The sequence below is a fragment of the Streptomyces sp. SCSIO ZS0520 genome (assembly GCF_025643355.1).
In the GTDB taxonomy this organism is placed as follows: Bacteria; Actinomycetota; Actinomycetes; order Streptomycetales; family Streptomycetaceae; genus Streptomyces; species Streptomyces physcomitrii.
In genome coordinates this window covers 553,952-571,606 of record NZ_CP092644.1, presented here as the reverse complement: position 1 = coordinate 571,606, position 17,655 = coordinate 553,952, and the positions used below count along the sequence as shown (strand labels likewise).

Below are 17,655 nucleotides of genomic sequence, written 5' to 3'. Positions count from 1 at the left end.
ACGCTCATGTATGCACCGTAAACATACGAGTCGGGAGCACCGCAGATGTCATCGCCCCAGCAGGAAACAGTCAAGGTCGACCTGGGTGGCCGCACGGTCACCGTCCCCAAGGGCGGTCTCTACGACCGCTACCGGATGGACACCGACCTCGACGAGATCGCCCGCGACCCCCGCGTCAGCGGCGTGGACTTCTTCCGCAGGCTGCCCAAGACCCGGGTCGACTCCCCGATCGGGTCCACCCTCACGCCCAACTTCTACTACCGCGTCTCGACCGCGAGGCTCACGATGCTCGCCCGCTCCCGCGACATCCGCTCCCGTCTTCCCGAGGAGCTGTCGCCGCTGGAGGTCGCGCCGGGGCTCGGCCTCGTCTCGCTCATGTTCTTCCGCTACGAGGTCTGCGACATCGACTTCTACACCGAAGCCGCCGTCGGCATCGCCGTGAAGCCCGCCCGGCACGGCAGGCTCGGCTTCTTCGACCTCGTCACCGCGCTCAAGAACGACCACCTCGACACCTATGTGCTGTCCCTGCTGGTGAGCACGGAGATCGCCCAGGTCCGCGGCCACGACGGCTACGGCTTCCCCAAGTGGGTCACCGGACTCGACGTCGACATCGACGCCCACCGGAGCACGGCACGGGTGGCCGACGACAAGGGAGGCACCGATGTGTCCCTCTCGGCGCCCACCCCGGCCCAGTCGGTCCACCCGAGCGGTGCACGCGTCTCGGCCCTCACCTCGTACACGTCGATCGACGGTGCCTGGCACTCGACCCTGAGCCAGACCCATGTGCTCGCGGCCGGTACCGAGCGCCTCCCGCGCGAGGTCGACCTCCGGCTCGGGGAGGGGCGCGTCTCCGACGACCTGCGCTCGCTCAAGCCGATGAGGAACATCCAGCTCGACGTCATGACCGAGGGCCAGCTCGCCCTGCACATGCCGGTGCCCACCTCGGTCCCGGGCCGCAACTGAGGAATGAGGACTCCTGCCATGGTCACCACCGACCACACCCCCCTGACCACCCTCACCCCCGACCGGGCCCTGCCCGCCTCGCTGACCCCGGCCCGGATCGAGCGCCTGGCCACGGGCGTCACGGCCGCGCCGGGCGCCGCGACCGTCACCACCAGCGCCCCGTACACCGGAGCCCCGTTGGCGGAGCTGCCGGTCTCGACGCCCGAGGACGTCGAGGACGCCTTCGTACGGGCGCGGGCCGCCCAGAAGGCCTGGGCCGCCACGCCCCTGCGCGAGCGCAAGAAGATCATGCTGCGCTTCCACGACCTCGTCGTCGCCCGCCAGGACGAGGCGCTGGACCTGATGCAGGCCGAGAACGGCAAGACCCGCCGGGACGCCTTCCTGGAGGTGATGGACATCGCGATCACCTCCCGGTACTACGCGCGCAGCGCCGCCCGGTACCTGGAACCCAAGCGCCGCCGCGGTGCGATCCCGCTGCTCACCCACACCACCGAGCTGCACCACCCCAAGGGCGCCGTCGCGGTCATCTCACCGTGGAACTACCCCCTGAGCATGGCCGCCGGTGACGCCATCCCGGCGCTCATCGCGGGCAACGCCGTCGTGCAGAAGCCCGACACCCAGACCGCGCTCACCGCGCTGTGGGCGCTCGATCTGATGCAGGAGGCCGGTCTGCCGCGCGGTGTCTGGCAGATGGTGGTCGGCCGCGGCAGCTCCATCGGCGGCGCGCTGATGGACAACGCCGACTTCGTGATGTTCACCGGCTCCACCGCCAGCGGGCGCGGGATCGCCCGCGACGCCGGGGAGCGCCTCATCGGCGCCTCCCTCGAACTCGGCGGCAAGAACCCCATGATCGTCCTCGACGACGCGGACCTCGACCGGGCCGTGGAGGGCGCCGTAGCCGCCTGCTTCCCCTCGGCCGGCCAGCTCTGCGTGTCCGTCGAGCGCCTGTACGTGGCCGAGTCCCTGCACGAGCGCTTCCTCGCCGCCTTCGCCGCCCGTACCAAGGAGCTCAAGCTGGGCGCGGCGTACGACTACAGCGTCGATGTCGGCTCGCTGACCACCCCGTCCCAGCTGGAGACCGTGATCGCGCATGTCGAGGACGCCGTGGCCAAGGGCGCGACCGTCCTCGCGGGCGGGCGCGCGCGACCGGACCTGGGGCCGCTCTTCTACGAGCCGACCGTCCTCACCGATGTCACCCCGGACATGACGCTCTACGAGCACGAGACCTTCGGGCCCGTCGTCTCGGTCTACCCCGTCCGCGACGAGGAGGAGGCGATCGCCCGGGCCAACGCCACCGCGTACGGCCTCAACGCCAGCGTCTGGACCGGCGACGGGGCCCGGGGCCGGGCGGTCGCCGCCCGGGTGCACGCCGGCACCGTCAACGTCAACGAGGCCTTCGCCGCCGCCTGGGGGAGCGTCGACTCACCGATGGGCGGCATGGGCGACTCGGGGCTCGGCCGCCGGCACGGCGCCGACGGCATCCTCAAGTACACCGAGGCCCAGACCGTCGCCCAGCAGCGCGTCCAGGGGTTCACCGCGCCGCCGAGCATCTCGCCCGAGACCTGGGCGACCCTGCTGACCGGCGCGCTGAAGGTCCTGAAGGCGGCGGGCGTCCGCTGAGGGACCGGCTGCCCGGCGGTCGCGGTACCGGAGACGTCCTCGGGTGCCCGCCGCCGGGCCGGTCGGACGTCCCGCAGCCGAGTCGGCCTACGTGCCACCTGCGGGTACGTGACACGTCCGCCCACCCGAGCACATGAGCGAAGGCACCGCGTGGAGCGGTGCCTCTTCCTATGGCGTCTGCGCGGTTTCGTACGACCGGCATCCGCCGGGTTCCTGCCGCGGCGGGCCGGGCGGCCGGGGCCCCGGTGGCGGGGCGCCCGGCGGTGGCCCGGTCAGGCGGTGGCGCGGTCAGGCGGGCCGGTCGGCCGGGGCGGTGTCCCCCGCGGTGGGCAGCCAGGCGCGGTAGCGGCGCAGCGCCTTGCGCCGGCGGAACTGCTCGGTGAGCAGGGCGCGCGCCGGGTGGGTGCCCGGGCGGGGGTTGCTGCCGCGGCCGAGGCGGCGCAGCTGGTGGCGGACCAGGGCCATGCTCGCGGAGGAGGCGAGGGCCTTGTCCGACCAGGTCACCGGCCGCAGCTGCCGGTCGGCCTCCCGGCCCTCCCGCCACCGGGCGGGCAGATCCGGGGTGACGGCGAGGGCGGTGCCCATCCCGATCAGCGCCACTCCGCTGTCGAGCACCTTCCGCGCGGTCTCCCGGCGGGTGATGCCGCCGGTGAGCATCAGCGGCAGCGGGCTGGTCCCGGCCAGGCCCTTCGCCAGGTCCAGGAAGTAGGCCTCGCGTGCCTGCGTGCGGGCGTCGGCGGGGCGGCCGGTCATCGCGGGGCTCTCGTAGCTGCCGCCGGACAGTTCGACGAGGTCGACGCCGAGCGGTTCGAGCAGCGCGATCACCTGGCGCGCGTCGTCGGCGTCGAAGCCGCCGCGCTGGAAGTCGGCGGAGTTGATCTTCACCGCGACCGCGAAGGATGGTGAGACGGCGGCGCGGACGGCGCGGACGATGTCGAGCAGCATCCGGGCCCGGTTCTCCAGGGAGCCGCCCCACCGGTCCGTACGCGTGTTGACCAGCGGGGAGAGGAACTGCGAGAGCAGGTAGCCGTGCGCGGCGTGCACCTCGACGCCGTCGAAGCCCGCCTGTTCGGCCCGGGCCGCCGTGGTGGCGAAGCGGGTCACGGTGGCCTCGATCTGCTCGGGTGTCATCGCGAGGGGCCGCCCGAAGCGGCTGCTGTGCCTGCCCAGTTCGACGCCCTTGGCGGACGGGCCCCAGACGACGCCGGGCATATCGGCCTGGATCTGGCGGCCGGGGTGGTTGAGCTGCATCCACAGCTTCCCGCCGCCGGATTTTCCGGCCCGGGCCCACTCGGCGAAGGGCGCCAGCGGCGAGGCCTCGTCGAGGACGACCCCGGCGGGGCCGGTCAGCGCCTCGGCGTGCACCATGACATTGCCGGTGATCAGCAGTCCGGTGCCGCCGGCGGCCCAGCGCCGGTACAGCGTGAGCAGCTCCTTGCCGGGCAGCTGGCCGCCGCCGGCCAGGTTTTCCTCCATGGCCGCCTTGGCGGTCCGGTTGCCCAGCACCTGCCCGGAGCGCAGGGCGAGCGGGGAGAACAGTTCGTCGGTCATCCTGGTTTCCCTCTGCAGCGTGAATCGCCTACGATGTTTGCGCTGCACACATTAGAGGGGCAATGTAAGCGCCGTAAACATGAGGGAGTGTGACCTATGCCGCAAGCGGCGGCGTACCACCACGGCGATCTGGCGGCGGCCTGCCTCCAGGCCGCGCGGGAGCTCCTCGAGGAGGACGGCAGCGCCGCGCTGTCGCTGCGGGCGGTCGCCCGGCGGGCCGGGGTGTCGGCCACGGCCCCCTACCGGCACTACCCGGACCGCGAGTCGCTGGTCTCCGCGGTCGCCGCGCAGGGCTACCGCGAACTCGCCGAGGACCTCGCCGGTGCGCACCCCTCGCCCACCACTCCCGAGGACCTCATCGCGATCGCCGTCGCCTACGTACGCTTCGCCCTCGACCACCCGGCGCTCTTCCGGGCGATGTTCGCGGAGCCCTGCGATCCGAGCAGCGCGGACCGGGTGAGCGCGACCGCCGCCATCACGGAGTACGTCCGGGGCATCGTCCACGCCGTCTTCCCCGGGGCCGACGCGGTCGCCCTGTCGACCACCGTCTGGGCCCTCGTGCACGGGCTGGCGTTCCTGCACCTCGACGGCAAGCTCGACAGCTCCACCCCCGAGGCGGTCGCCGCCCAGGTCCGGGCCGCCGTCGAGTCCCTCTTCACGGTCGCCTCGGCGCTGCCCGCGGCGACCCGGTCCGCATAGGGCGACCCGTCCCGGAGGCTGATCAGTCGCGGCCGCCGGTGGCGAGGCCCGCGTACCGCGCGGCCAGGTCGAGCAGCCGGGGGACTCCCGCCTCCAGCGAGGGCCCGAAGGCGGTGTCCTCGGGCCGCTCCCCGCGCAGCCACCGGGTGTGGATGGCCTCGCAGAAGATCGCCGCCTTCCAGAGCGCGAGCGCCTGGTACCAGGGGAGCGGGGTGAGGTCGAGGCCCGTCCCCGCGCGGTAGCGCTCGATCAGCCCGGCCCGGGGCAGGTAGCCGGGCTCCCGGGTCACCGGGGTGAGCTCCAGCGGAGTGCGGGGGGTGCCCGGCTCGGCGTAGGTGGCGGTGAGGTAGCCCAGGTCCGCCAGGGGGTCGCCGAGGGTGGCCATCTCCCAGTCCAGGACGGCGAGGACCCGGGCGGGCGCCCGCGGGGCGAACATCAGATTGCCCATGCGGTAGTCGCCGTGCACCACCGCCGCCCGTCCGCCGGTCGGCAGATTCCGGCCGAGCCAGTTTGCGATCCGCTCCACCGCGGGCAGCGAGCGGGTGGTGTTGATCTCCCAGAGCCCGGTGAACCGCTCGACCTGGCGCGTGAGATAGCCCTCGGGGCGGCCGAAGGAGGCCAGTTCACCGCCGCTCACATCGATACGGTGCAGGGCGACGAGTGCGTCGACGACCGCCCGGCTGGTCGCCCCGCGCTGCTCGGCCGAGGAGAGGTGGGCCGGAACCGTGTCGGTGACGACCGTGCCGTCGAGATGGGACATCAGATAGAAGGGCACGCCGAGGACCGACTCGTCCTCGCAGACGCCGAGGATCTCCGGCACCGGCACCCCCCGCTCCCGCAGCAGCCGCTGGATACGGGCCTCGCGGACCATGTCGTGGGTCGACTTCGGCAGCGGCGGGCGGGGACCCCGGCGCAGTACGAAGGAGTCCCCACCGCGCCGGATCAGATAGGTGACGTTGGAGTGGCCCTCGCCGATGCGCTGCCAGGCGAGCGGTCCGCGCCCGAGGCCGTGCGCGTCGAGGAAGGCGGTGACCGCGTCGACGACCAGGAGGGGAGGGGCGCCGAGGCGCTCGGCCCGCTCCCGGTCGGCGACGACCTCCACTCCGTCCGGGACGGTGTGCATCAGGCGTCCCCCTTCCGGACGGCGGCCTCGCCCCGATACGGCTCGCCGGAGTCGACCGCGGCCTTTCTGCGGGCCGAGGCCCGGCGGGCGATGGCCCATTTGTGCGTCTCGTTGGATCCGTCGTAGATCCGGAACGGGCGCACCTCGTTGAGGTACTGGGCCAGCGGCAGCCCGTCCGAGACCCCGTCCCCGCCGCAGAGCTGGAGGGCGCGGTCGACGACCCGGAAGACCGCCTCCGAGCAGTGCACCTTCGCGACCGAGGACATCGCGGATCCCGCCTTGGGGTCCTCGGTGAGGAGCGCCGCGGTCTTGGTGATGATCGCGTCGGAGGTCTCGATGTCGATCACCGACTCGGCGAGGAGGTTCTGCGCCAGGCCGAGCGACTTCAGCGGGGCACCGAACAACTCCCGCCGCTCGGCCCGGTCCAGGGCGATGTCGAGCGAGCGCCGCGCCAGCCCCAGCCACCGCATGCAGTGGGTGAGCCGCGCCGGTCCGAGCCGCACCTGCGCGTGCCGGAAGCCGAGCCCCACCTCCCCGAGGACCGCCTCCTCGGGGACGAAGCAGTCCTCCAGGTGGAGATGCGGGTGCCCACCGTCGATGTACCGGTCCACCGTGTGGATCGCCTCGCCGACCCGGATCCCGGGGTTCGTCATCTCGACCAGGAACATGGTGGCCCCCGCCGGGGCTCCCTCCACCGCCTCGGTCCGCGCCATCACGATGCAGAAACCGGCGCCGACCGCACCGCTGATGAACCGCTTGTGCCCGTTGACGACCCAGCCGCCGCCGGTCCGCGTGGCGGTGGTCCGCAGCGCCGCCGGGTCGGAGCCGGCGCCCGGGTGCGGTTCGGTCATGCCGAAGCAGGAGCGGATCTCCCCGGCGGCCAGCGGGTGCAGATACCGCCGCTTCTGCTCCTCGGTCGCGATGAGGTGGAGCATGTGCATATTGCCCTCGTCGGGTGCCATGCAGTTGAGCGCGCTCGGCCCGATCGGCGAGTAACCGGCCTCCTGGAGGACCGGGGACCAGTGCTCCAGGGGCACCCCCTGTCCGCCGTACTCCTTCGGCACCTGCGGCGCGAAGACCCCGGCCGCCTTCGCCGCCGCCTGCAACCGCGCGCGGGTGGCCGGGTCGAGGCGCTCGCCGGGCGCCGGTTCCGCCTCGATGACCACCTCCCGTACGAACCGGCGCGTACGCCCGATCAACTCCCGTACCTGCGGCGGGAGATGAGGTGAGGTCATGGCCAAGGTCCTTTCGGGGCCGGGCGGTTCGCCGGGTCCGGGGTGCGGGTGGCTCGTCACGCGGCGCCGCCCGCGACCGCGCGGCCGACATCGGCGGTACCTACGGCGAACTCGCCCTGTGTGCAGTGCTGTTGACGCATCGTCAGCCCTCCGCGGCGGAGGAGGCGGGTCCGCCGCCACCGGCCTCGCGGAGTTCGGCGCGGCGGATCTTGCCGGTCTGGGTCTTGGGCAGCTCGGTGCGGAGGTGGACCTCGCGCGGGCACTTGTAGGCCGCGAGGCGTGCGCGCGAGAAGGCGATCAGCTCCTCGGCGGTGGCCCGGTGGCCCGCCTTCAGCGAGACATGGGCGACGACCGTCTCGCCGCGGTAGTCGTCCGGCACTCCCACCACGGCGGCCTCGTGCACCGCCGGGTGCTCGTACAGGGCGTCCTCGACCTCGCGCGGCCAGACCTTGTAACCGGAGACATTGATCTGGTCCTTGAGCCGGTCCACCAGGTAGACCCAGCCCTCCTCGTCGATGATCGCGCCGTCGCCGGTACGCAACCGGCCCTGGGGCATGGCCTCCTGGGTGGCCCCGGGCTGCTGCCAGTAGCCGGGTACCACCTGCGGGCCGCTCAGTTCGAGTTCGCCCTGCTGCCCGCCGGGCACCGGATCGCCGCTGGGGTCCACGACCCGCGCGGTGAGTCCCGGCAGGGGCAGGCCGATGGAGAGGGTGCCGCTCGGCCGGTGCACCGGGGCCCGCCGCCCCGGGGGCACCGTGATCACCGCGGAACTGGTCTCGGTCATCCCGTAGCCGTTGTGCAGGTAGACCCCGAACCGCTCCTGGAACCTCTCCACGGTCGCGGGCGGGATCGGGGCGCCCCCGGAGTAGAGGGCCTTCACCGAGGCGAAGTGCTCCGGCCCCGCGCCCGGCACCTCGTAGAGTGCGTGGTACGCCGTGATGGAGCCGATGGTGGAGGTGACCCCGTGCTCGGCGATGGCGTCGAGGGCGACCTCGGGACGGAACCGGCCCGCGAGGACGAGGGTGGTGTCGGTGAGCAGCGAGAGGCTCGCGTTGACCACCGCGCCGGTGATGTGGAACAGCGGGGCGAGGGCGAGCACCACGTCCCCCTCGGCGAGACCGGTCCAGGCCGCGTAGGTCCGCACCACGTGCAGGATGTTGCCGTGGGTGTTCATGGCACCCTTCGGCGGCCCGGTGGTGCCGGAGGTGTAGGTCAGGAGCGCGACCTCGTCGGCGGTCGGCCGCACCGGCTCCGGACGGGCGCCCGCGAACTCCTCGATCAGCGCCCGTAGATCGCCGTCCGGCGCGGGCGCGGGGCGCTGCCTCGTCGGGAAGACCCGCGGGTCGTCGCGCTCCTGGTGGTCCAGCGCCGAGGTGCTGATCAGCCAGCGGACCGTGCTCCCGGCGAGGGCGTCGCGGGTCTGCTCGGCCTCGGTGTCCGCGCAGACCAGGCCGGTCGCGCCGGAGTCGTCGACGAGGCGGCGCAGCTCCTGCCGCCGGTACATCGGGTTGATCCCCAGGGCGGTCGCGCCCAGCTTCCACAGGGCGAGCAGCACCAGCGCGTACTGGGGGATGTTCTGCAGACAGACGCCGACGCGGTCGCCGCGTCCGGTGCCCCGGGCCTGGAGCGCCGCCGCGAGGGCGTCGGAGGCGGCGTCCGCCTCCCGCGCCGACATGGCGCCGTCGAAGTAGCGCAGCGCGATACCGCCCGGATTCCTCGCCACCCGCGCCCGCCAGGCGTCCACCAGGGAGCCCTGGCCGATCCTCACCTCGGTTCCGTTCGGGAGCGGCGCGCCCCACGGCGGCTCCACGGGCACGGTCATCTCTCGTCCCTCCCACCCACATCCGTCCGCCCGGGTACTGACCGAGCGATCGCTCGGTCAGAGCGTGAAGGGAGGGCTGCCCCCTGTCAAGAGGTCTGCTCGCGGCGCGGACGGTACGACGCTGCATACTGGCGTGCCGAGGCGACGAGGACCCGGGGCAAGAGGAGCGCTGTGACCAAGGCCGACGCTGGGACGACCTGGAGGACGTACGCGGGCAGTGGGCTGCCGCCGATCCTGGAGACCGCCCTGGCCTGCTTCATGGAGCACGGCTACCACGGGACGACCATCCGGACGGTGGCCTCCCGCGCCGGGCTCTCCGTGCCGGGGCTGTACTACCACTACCCCTCGAAGCAGGCCCTGCTGGTCGCCGTCGTCTCCTACGCCATGGACGACCTCCGGCAGCGCAGCGAAGCCGCCTTGGAGGAGGCCGGGTCGGATGTGCAGCGGCGCCTCGACCTGCTCGTGGAGTGCCTCGTGCTCTTCCACGCGTACCGGCGGGACCTCGCCTTCATCGCGTACAGCGAGATCCGCAGCCTCGTCGGGGACGCCCGCGCCACCTACATCGGCGCCCGCGACCGCCAACAGCGCCTGATGGACGGCGTGTTGGCGGACGGGGTCGCGCGGAAGGTCTTCACCACCCCCTACCCGCGCGAGGTCAGCCGGGCGATCGTCACCATGTGCACCGGTGTCGCCCAGTGGTACCGCGCGGAGGGCGCGCTCACGCCGCACGAGCTGGCCGAGCGGTACCGCGCCATGACGCGGATGACGGTCGGCGCGCCGTGAGTGCCCTTCGGTGAGGTGATCCCGGGCCCGGTCGGCCCGGGGCCCGGTCGTCGGACGCCGCTCGATGTTGACACTGCTCACTCCTGCTCTGTAATGTGTGCGGTGTAAACATTGGACTCCGGGTGTAGCGGTCCCCGGCGGTCATCTGCCGCACCTCCCGGTGCCCGTGAGCACCCGTCCCGGACCTGCGCGGGAGTCCCTCAGCCCAGCCCTGAACGGAGCATCATGAAGGCAGTGTCGATCAAGGAACCCGGCGGCCCCGAGGTCCTGGAGTGGACCGAGGTCCCCGACCCCTCGCCCGCCGCCGGTGAAGTGGTGGTCGACGTGGTGGCCGGCGCGCTGAACCGGGCCGATGTCATGCAGCGGATGGGCCTCTACCCGGTGCCCGCGGGCGCTTCGCCGTACCCGGGCCTTGAGGTCTCCGGCCGGATCAGCGCCGTCGGCACCGGAGTGACCGGCTGGAGAATCGGCGACGAGGTCTGCGCGCTGCTCACCGGGGGAGGCTATGCGCAGAAGGTCGCGGTCCCCGCGGGGCAGTTGCTCACCGTGCCCCAGGGCATCGGCCTGGTGGAGGCGGCGGGCCTGCCGGAGGCGGTCGCCACGGTGTGGTCCAACATCGTCATGACCGCGGGCCTGAAGGAGGGCGAGACCTTCCTCGTGCACGGGGGGACCGGTGGCGTCGGCACCGCGGCGATCCAGATCGCCAAGGCGATCGGCGCCCGCGTCGTCACCACCGTCGGCAGCCCCGAAAAGGCCGAGCGCGCCCGCGAGTTGGGCGCCGACCTGGCCGTCGACCACCGCACCCAGGACTTCACCGAGCACGGCCCCTACGACGTGATCCTCGACGTGGTCGGCGGCTCGTACCTGGCAGGCAATGTCCGGTCCCTGGCCGCGGACGGCCGCCTGGTCGTCATCGGCCTCCAGGACGGGCTGGAGGGCCGACTCAACCTCGCCGACCTGGTGTTCAAGCGCCTCTCCGTGCACGGCACCACCCTGCGCACCCGGTCCGCGGCGCAGAAGGCCGCCATCGTGGCCGAGGTGCAGGAGAAGGTCTGGCCGCTGATCGAGAACGGCACCGTGAAGCTGGTCGTCGACCGGACCGTGCCCATGGCCGAGGCCGCCGAGGCCCACCGGCTCATGGACACCGGTCGGCACATCGGCAAGATCCTGCTGGTCAACGACTGATCCTTACGGTGGAACTCCCGGTCGGCCGCGCCGAGTTGAGTCGGGCCGGAGCCAAGTCCGGCCCGAGGCAGGTGCCCTGCGGCGCCCGGGCGCGCACCCGGGTACGGAAGCGCTCCCGACCGCGGCCCGCCCTGGTCGTGGAGCGCCTCCACGAACGGGACGGGCCGCGGTCGGACGTGCCCGTACCGCCACGGGGCGGCGTGGCCCGTGCCTCCTCGTCAGGTGCCCGGGGCCGATTCCGGTCGGCTGAGCAGGGCGAACGCGGCGATGGTGGCCGCGTCGGTGATCTCGCCCGCCCGGATCAGGGCCCACCACTCGTCCGGGTCGACCCAGCGCTGCCGCATGTCGGACTCGGTCGCCTCACGCTCGGGCTCGCCTGCTTCCAGGTCCTCGGCCAGGAACACATGGCAGCCCTGGCTGGCGTATCCGTACGCGACATGGAGCCGCCCGAGGCCGGTCATCCGGCCTGCCCGCAGCCCGGTCTCCTCGCGCAGTTCGGTGCGGGCCAGTTCGCTCGGGTCCGTGGGGGAGCGCCCGCCCGGCCAGGAGCCCTGGGGGAACTCCCAGAACCGGCCGCCGGCCGGGTAGCGGTACTGCTGCACCAGGTGGAGCCGGTCGCCCTGGCGGGGGATGACCAGGGCGTAGTCCGGCTTGTCCACCACTCCGTAGATGCCCTGGTGGCCGTTGCTGTGCCGGACGTCGTCCTCCCGTACGGTCATCCACGCGTTGCGGTAGACCTCGCGGGAGCGCAGCGGTTCGATCACCGGGCCACCGCCGGGAGGTCGTCGGCGCCCTCTTCGCCGCCGGGTCCGCGCGCCCCGCGGGACGCTCCGGAGACGGTGGGCAGCCGGGCGGAGCGGCCTCCGAGGGGCTCCTGGGCGTAGGACTGCGTGTGGATGGTGTCGGCTCCTTCGTGGTCGTGGTCGTGGTCGTGGTCGTGAGTCGGGGGTCGCGGGTCGCGGCCGTGGTGTGCGGGTTCCGGGGTTCCGGGTTTCCGCGAGGGTGATTCTCCGGCATCCGGGCGGGAGGCTGCGGACGGCTAAAGGTTCCTGCCGCCGCGGTCCCCGCTCGTCTTCGGTGTCCGCGCGTCCCCCAGTTCCTGCTGCAGGGTGACCGCGGCCTCCAGTTCCCGGGGTGTGACGTCGTTGACGAAGGTGACGCCGCCGATTCCGACCGGCAGCGGCAGCCGCTGCAGTCCGTCCCGGTGGCGCACGGTGTCCTGGAGGGCGTTCACCAGGACGTCCGGGTCGAGGATGGGGTGCCAGCTCGGCAGCTCCAGTGCGGCCATCACCGCGAAGATCCGGTCGCGTTGGGCCTCGGTGAGCAGGCCGCGGCGCCAGGCGATGACGGTGGTGAGCGCCATGTCCACGCAGACGGCCTCGCCGTGCAGCAGCTCGGGCAGGGCGCGCATCTCCACGGTGGGGCTGAAGGTGTGCCCGTAGTCGACGCAGCGTTCGAGCTCGGCCTCCCAGAGGTTGGGCTGCAGTTCGTCGAGCATTCCGTGGATCGCGGAGTGCAGCACCGACCGCGCGGCCCGGTCGCCCGCCGCCGTACTGCCCTGGAACTTCTCGTCGAGCAGGGTGGGTCCGTGCTCCTCCAGTGCCGCGAACAGGCTGAGGTCCTTGATCAGGGCGATCTTCAGGATCTCGGCGAGGCCGTTGCCGATGTGCCGCCGGTCCAGGGTGGCCAGGAACTGGCGGTCCAGGAGCGTGAGGTCCGCGGGCGTGTAGGTGCCGAGCCGGTTCTTGTGGCCGTTGAAGTTCACGCCGGTCTTGACGCCGACCCCGGCGTCCACCAGGCCGATGAGGGTGGTGGGAACCCGTACGAACGGCGCACCCCGGCGGTACAGGCTGGCGACCAGGCCGACGATGTCCATCAGTACGCCGCCGCCGATCACGATCAGCGGCTCCTTGCGGCGGGCTATGCCGAAGGCGTCGATCTCGTCGACGATGCGGGTCGCCGTCTCCAGGTTCTTGAGCGTCTCGTTCGCCTCGACCACCATGATCGAGCAGTCGACACCGTGGTAGTCGAAATAGGACCGGATGCGATTTCCGTACATTAAGTCGACATTGCTGTCCACCACGACGAAGCGGCGTGATCGCCCGGGGGTTCCCGCCCCCTGCTCCAGAAGGTCGGTGCACTCGGGGCGGAAGATTCCGTCCCGTAGCCGGACCTCGTAGCTGATCTGCTTCTGGGCGCGCAGCAGCCACCCCTGGGAGTGGTCCCTGAAGTAGAGGCCGGAGGAGGTGTCGGTCAGGCTCGTACCGGTCATTCTCTGTTGTCCTTCCGTGGGAAACCGGGTGGTGGTTCAGTCGGCTCGCAGGGACACCCGCAGCCGGCCGGTCGAGGTGTCGATGTCGACCCGGACGTCCCGCAGGTCGGTCACGTGGTCGAGCCCCTCGGCGGCCTCGCAGCGGGACGGGCCGACCACGACGGTTCTGGCGCCGGAGGCCCGGGCCGCGAGGATCCCCGCCTCGGCGTCCTCGAAGACGACGAGCGACTCGGGGGAGCGCCCCAGCCGACGGGCCGCCTGCAGATACCCCTCCGGGTTCGGCTTGCCCTGGGCGACGTCGTCCGCGCTGACGAGTACGGGCGGCAGGGGAAGCCCGGCGGCGCGCATCCTCGCCTCGGCCAGCCGGCGGCCCGCGGAGGTCACCAGGGCCCAGCCGGACTCCGGCAGCGAGGCGAGGAGTTCGGCGGCACCGGGGATGGCGGTGATCCCCCGGGTGTCCTCGACCTCCTCGGCGATCACACGCCGTGCTTCCGCTGCGGCGTCGACGTCCGCGGGGGCGAACCGCGCGACGGTCTCCTCCGTACGGCGGCCGTGCGAGACGGCGAGGATCTCTTCGGCGCGCACGCCGTGTCTGCGGGCGAAGCGGCGCCAGGTCCGCTCGACCACCGCGGTGGAGTCGACCAGCGTGCCGTCCATGTCGAAGAGCAGGGCCGAGGTGACGACGGCGACCGGCAGTGACGGAGTGCTCATTCTTCCTTCCCCGAGGTCGTGGCGAGTGAGGCGGTGCGCTGCCGCGCCCAGCGCAGATCGGCGAGCAGCCGGGCCCGATCGCCGTCGCGGTAGTCGTTCTCCAGGACCGCGGCCCGCACCGGCACCTGGTGTACGTGCAACGCACGGAGGGTGTCGTCGAGCCGTCCGGTGCCGCTGCCCAGGGGCGGGGTCGCGCCGGTGGTCGGCGGGCCGTCCTTGAGGTGGACCTGGTCGGCCAGGACGTCGTGCAGTTCGGCGACCAGCACCTCGGGGGACAGCCCGGCCGCGACCGGGTTGAACGTGTCGAGCACCACGCGGAAGGCGGGGGAGCCGACCCGCCGGACCAGCGCGCGAGCCTGCTCGCCGGTCAGGACGTTCTCGCTCGCCAGGAGGAGACCGCGGGCCCCGGCCTCTCCGGCGGCCCAGGCCAGCACCTCGGCGGTGCGTTCCAGGTCGGCCGGTGCCTCGATCGCGCTGCGGCGGAAGCTGGGCACGAAGGCCAGCGGCACAGCGAGCGCGGCGGCGGTGTCCAGGAGGCGTTCCAGGACCGGGCGCGCGGCCGGTGACATCAGGCCGACATCGTTGAGGTGGTTCCCGGCGACCGCGAGCAGCCGCACTCCGGTCGACTCCGCCTCGGCGCGCACCGCGTCGATCCGGCCGGGCCCGTCGAGCCACTCGCCGCGGCCGGGCCCGCCGAGGTCCAGTTGCAGACCGTCGGCTCCGACCGTCCGGGCCAGCCGCAGCGCCTCGGGCCCCGAGGCGGGCAGCCGCCATTCGGCGAGGGCCAATCGGCAGCTCATGAGCGCACCGACCGGGTCTGGGAGACCGGCGCCGAGCCGTAGGCCGACCACCACTGGCCGTCGCCGCCGACCACGAGGGAGTCGCCGTGGTACTTCTCCCCGGAGGTCACGGCCAACTCCCGGGCCAGCGTGCCGAAGTCGGAGGGCTTCATGTACGAGCTGAAGTCGAAGTCCTCGGGTCGCCGGTTGCGGATGCCCGGGCTGTCCACCATCCCGGCGGGCAGCACCTGCACGATGCGTACGGCCGCGCTGTCCTCCTCCTGGGCCACCGAGTCGAGGAGGGTCTTGGACGCCGCCTTCGTCGCGGCGTAACCGGACCTGCCCGGACCGGCGTTGAAGGCGACCTCGGAGGAGACACCCAGGAAGAGCCCGGGCGCGGCGGTACGCAGCGACGGCAGGCTCGCCGCCAGGGTGTGCCACAGGCCCGTGGTGTTGACGGCCAGTTGGTCCAGCCACTCCTGTTCGGCGACCTCGCTGAAGGGGGCGCGCCCGGCGCCGTAGTGGACGGAGGCGAAGCACACGGCCTTGAGGGGCCCGGAGGCGAGCTCGTACAGCCGCGGGTGTGCCTGCTCGGGCCGGGTGAGGTCCAGTGCCTCCCACCGCAGCGCTTCGGCGCCGGGGCCGGTGGGGCGGCTGCGGCTGCAGACGACCACCTCGGCGCCCGCGGCGGCCCAGGCGTCGGCGATGCCGCGGCCGATGCCCGTGGAGCCGCCGACGACGAGGGCGCGGTGGCCGGCGAGCGGGGTGTCTGTCGTCATGTCTGCTCCCTGTCGTTGACGCGCACGGCGAGCTTGACGAGGCGTCGGCCGTCGAAGAGGCGGTGCCCTGAGCCCGCCAGGCTCCGCATGAGGCGGGCCGCACCGGCGAGGTCCGTCTCGTGGGTGATGAGGTCCCGGTACTGCTCGGGGGCGCGGGCGAGTTCCGCGGCGGCGTCGAGCAGGTGCCGGTTGCCCACGCCCCGGTGCCCGAGCAGGCGCACGCCCGGTGCGGTGGTGGTGACGAGCGCCGGGTCGGGGATGCCCCCGCAGTTGGCCGCGCGGACGGCACCGAGGTCGAGACCGGGCAGCGAGGGGGTGGTCGCGCCCGGGGGCAGCCCGCCCACGATGTCCGCGGCGAGGTCCGGCCCCGCGGCGGCGAGCACGGCCTCCAGGGCGGCGAGGGTCGCGTTCCGGGGCGTGGCCAGCAGGGCCGCGACCGGGGCGTCCCACCGCCGGGCGGCCAACTCCTCGATCCCGAGCAGCAGTTCGGCCCGGTGCGGCCGCGCCTGGCTGAAGGCGCGGCCCTCGGGGGTGTGGTGCACCAGCGCGACCCGTACGTCCTCGCCGAGCCAGCGGGGGGCGGCACGGAGGGCGAGGTGCCCGATCGTGCCGTCTCCGATGACGAGCAGGGTGCGGGGGGCGAAGGCGCGCAGCTCGCTCAGCGCGTAGCGGACCACCGCGAGCGGCTCCAGGAGGGGGGCCAGGCCGACGTCCGTGGTCGCGGGGAGCGGCAGGACCATGCCGCCGGTGAGCGCGGAGGCGGGCAGCAGCGTGCGTTCCTGCAGCAGTCCGTCGACGTTGTGGCCCAGCAGGAAGCCCGGGTCCGTCGGATGCGTCGGGTTGACCGCCACCAGGGTGCCCGGGGCGCACCAGTCGGGCGCGCCCGCACCGGCGGCCACCACCCGGGCGATCCCCTCGTGGCCGATCACCGGCGAGGGGTCGTCGCGCAGGCCGCGCAGCATCTGGATGTCGGTGCCGCACAGGCCCGCGTACAGCGTCGCGATGCTCAACTCCCCGGGCCCGGGCGCCGTGGTGGGCCGCGGGCCGACGGACACGGTGGTGCTCGTGCGGATGATCGCGCGGTGCTCGGTCATGCCGCCTCCCCGGCCAGCGCGGCGAGTCCGGCGCCGACGAGGCCGTCCGCCTCGCCCGGTCCGCAGACGAGGATGCGCTCGCGCACCCAGCCGGGCTCCCGCTCGCTGGTCAGATAGAGACCGGCCCGGTCCAGGTGTCTCAGGAGCGCCTCGCGGTAGTGGTCGCCGAGACCGGTCGCGACCCCGCCGGTGAAGGCGACGAGGTCGATGCCCGGGTCGAGGCACAGCGCGGTGCGTACGACATCGGCCACCGGGCCGGTCGCCGCGTCGAGCAGCCGGTTCGCCACCGGATCGCCTTCGGCGAGCGCTTTCGCGAGCGCCGTCTCGAAGGTCGCTCCGGCCGCGAGCCCGGCGCCGAGCCGGGAGGCCTCCCACCGGTCGGGTGCGCGGTCCCGCACCACCTCGCCGAGCCGCCGGATGCCCGGACCGGAGGAGAACGCCGCCAGATGGCCCGGCTCGCCGCAGTCGCAGCGCAGTTCGACCGGAAGGCCGTCGAGGGCGACCGAGGCGGGCAGATGACCGATCTCGCCTTGCAGACCGCAGCCGTCGACCGGGATCCCACCGGTACGCCGGTCCATGGTGCGGCAGGCGATGCCGGTGCTGATGGTGGCGAGCAGGATCTTGCCCCGGTCGTGCGCGGTCGGCGAGTCCGCCACGTGCAGCAGGGCCGCGGTGACGTCGTTGACGACATGCCACCGCACGTCGGGCCGGGCCGAGCGCAGGGCCCCGAGCAGGTCGAAGGGCCGGGTGTGCGCGCCCCACAGCGGAGCGGAGGCGTACACGGTCCCGGTGCGGTGGTCGAGTGCCGCGCCGAAGGAGACCCCGGCGACACCCCCGGGCGGAACCGGCCCGGCCATGGCCCGCACCAGCGCCGACTGCAGTTCGTCGACAGCGGCGTCCGGCAGGCTGGTCCGGCTCGGCGACGGTCTGCGCCGCACCTCGCGCAGCCCGTGCCCGGGCGACCAGTCGGCCCAGCGCAGATACGTTCCACCGATGTCGAAGACGGTGATGGAAGGTGTGGTGGCGTCCAACGCGGAAT

The 17,655-nt window shown here is 73.1% G+C and carries 16 protein-coding genes; 5 read left to right on the top strand and 11 right to left on the bottom strand.

The features are described from left to right. Positions 1 to 45 precede the first annotated feature (45 nt). Entirely contained in the window at positions 46 to 963 is a 918-nt protein-coding gene (locus MID12_RS02090) for an acetoacetate decarboxylase family protein (protein WP_263164508.1), read from the top strand. An 18-nt stretch (positions 964 to 981) separates the two neighbouring features. Continuing rightward, positions 982 to 2,583, top strand: coding sequence for a succinic semialdehyde dehydrogenase (locus MID12_RS02085; RefSeq protein ID WP_263164506.1), 1,602 nt, complete (start codon positions 982 to 984; stop codon positions 2,581 to 2,583). A 288-nt stretch (positions 2,584 to 2,871) separates the two neighbouring features. Here MID12_RS02085 and MID12_RS02080 read toward each other — a convergent pair whose 3' ends face one another. Beyond that, positions 2,872 to 4,134: an NADH:flavin oxidoreductase/NADH oxidase family protein gene (locus MID12_RS02080; protein ID WP_263164504.1), complete on the bottom strand. Its 1,263-nt coding sequence runs from the start codon at positions 4,132 to 4,134 to the stop codon at positions 2,872 to 2,874. Between the two features lie 96 nt (positions 4,135 to 4,230). Here MID12_RS02080 and MID12_RS02075 point away from each other — a divergent pair, with 96 nt between their 5' ends. Then, positions 4,231 to 4,833, top strand: a complete 603-nt coding sequence (locus MID12_RS02075) for a TetR/AcrR family transcriptional regulator (RefSeq protein ID WP_263164503.1) — start codon at positions 4,231 to 4,233, stop codon at positions 4,831 to 4,833. A 22-nt stretch (positions 4,834 to 4,855) separates the two neighbouring features. On the opposite strand, the gene MID12_RS02070 is transcribed toward MID12_RS02075, so the two are convergent. The 3 genes from MID12_RS02070 to MID12_RS02060 form a co-directional block, all read right to left on the bottom strand. Then, positions 4,856 to 5,956 (bottom strand): phosphotransferase family protein, encoded by a 1,101-nt coding sequence (locus MID12_RS02070; protein ID WP_263164501.1) that lies wholly within the window; start codon positions 5,954 to 5,956, stop codon positions 4,856 to 4,858. Beyond that, positions 5,956 to 7,191, bottom strand: coding sequence for an acyl-CoA dehydrogenase family protein (locus MID12_RS02065; RefSeq protein ID WP_263164499.1), 1,236 nt, complete (start codon positions 7,189 to 7,191; stop codon positions 5,956 to 5,958). The genes MID12_RS02070 and MID12_RS02065 overlap by 1 nt, the downstream gene beginning before the upstream one ends. Positions 7,192 to 7,333: 142 nt before the next feature. Beyond that, the gene (locus MID12_RS02060; RefSeq protein WP_263164497.1) at positions 7,334 to 9,013 is read right to left on the bottom strand and encodes a class I adenylate-forming enzyme family protein; all 1,680 of its coding nucleotides are present in this window, start codon (positions 9,011 to 9,013) and stop codon (positions 7,334 to 7,336) included. A gap of 171 nt (positions 9,014 to 9,184) precedes the next feature. On the opposite strand from MID12_RS02060, the gene MID12_RS02055 reads away from it, so the two are divergent. Continuing rightward, complete coding sequence (locus tag MID12_RS02055) at positions 9,185 to 9,796, top strand: TetR/AcrR family transcriptional regulator (RefSeq protein ID WP_263164496.1); 612 nt, start codon at positions 9,185 to 9,187, stop codon at positions 9,794 to 9,796. 225 nt (positions 9,797 to 10,021) lie between these two features. Then, the gene (locus MID12_RS02050; RefSeq protein WP_263164494.1) at positions 10,022 to 10,981 is read left to right on the top strand and encodes an NAD(P)H-quinone oxidoreductase; all 960 of its coding nucleotides are present in this window, start codon (positions 10,022 to 10,024) and stop codon (positions 10,979 to 10,981) included. Positions 10,982 to 11,199: 218 nt separating this feature from the next. On the opposite strand, the gene MID12_RS02045 is transcribed toward MID12_RS02050, so the two are convergent. The 7 genes from MID12_RS02045 to MID12_RS02015 all read right to left on the bottom strand — a co-directional run bounded on the left by MID12_RS02045 (position 11,200) and on the right by MID12_RS02015 (position 17,647). Then, positions 11,200 to 11,745 carry an NUDIX domain-containing protein gene (locus tag MID12_RS02045; RefSeq protein ID WP_237282640.1) on the bottom strand — a complete coding sequence of 182 codons (546 nt, stop codon included), beginning with the start codon at positions 11,743 to 11,745 and terminating at the stop codon, positions 11,200 to 11,202. Positions 11,746 to 12,020: 275 nt separating this feature from the next. Next, positions 12,021 to 13,253: a sedoheptulose 7-phosphate cyclase gene (locus tag MID12_RS02040; protein ID WP_052482047.1), complete on the bottom strand. Its 1,233-nt coding sequence runs from the start codon at positions 13,251 to 13,253 to the stop codon at positions 12,021 to 12,023. Between the two features lie 36 nt (positions 13,254 to 13,289). Next, positions 13,290 to 13,964: an HAD family hydrolase gene (locus tag MID12_RS02035; protein WP_263164490.1), complete on the bottom strand. Its 675-nt coding sequence runs from the start codon at positions 13,962 to 13,964 to the stop codon at positions 13,290 to 13,292. After that, entirely contained in the window at positions 13,961 to 14,764 is an 804-nt protein-coding gene (locus MID12_RS02030) for a sugar phosphate isomerase/epimerase family protein (RefSeq protein ID WP_263164488.1), read from the bottom strand. The genes MID12_RS02035 and MID12_RS02030 overlap by 4 nt, the downstream gene beginning before the upstream one ends. Next, positions 14,761 to 15,522, bottom strand: coding sequence for an SDR family NAD(P)-dependent oxidoreductase (locus MID12_RS02025; protein ID WP_263164486.1), 762 nt, complete (start codon positions 15,520 to 15,522; stop codon positions 14,761 to 14,763). The genes MID12_RS02030 and MID12_RS02025 overlap by 4 nt, the downstream gene beginning before the upstream one ends. Next, the gene (locus MID12_RS02020) at positions 15,519 to 16,616 is read right to left on the bottom strand and encodes an alcohol dehydrogenase catalytic domain-containing protein (RefSeq protein WP_263164485.1); all 1,098 of its coding nucleotides are present in this window, start codon (positions 16,614 to 16,616) and stop codon (positions 15,519 to 15,521) included. Before MID12_RS02020 ends, MID12_RS02025 begins: the two co-directional genes overlap by 4 nt. Continuing rightward, positions 16,613 to 17,647 (bottom strand): ROK family protein, encoded by a 1,035-nt coding sequence (locus tag MID12_RS02015; RefSeq protein WP_263164483.1) that lies wholly within the window; start codon positions 17,645 to 17,647, stop codon positions 16,613 to 16,615. Before MID12_RS02015 ends, MID12_RS02020 begins: the two co-directional genes overlap by 4 nt. Positions 17,648 to 17,655 lie beyond the last annotated feature (8 nt).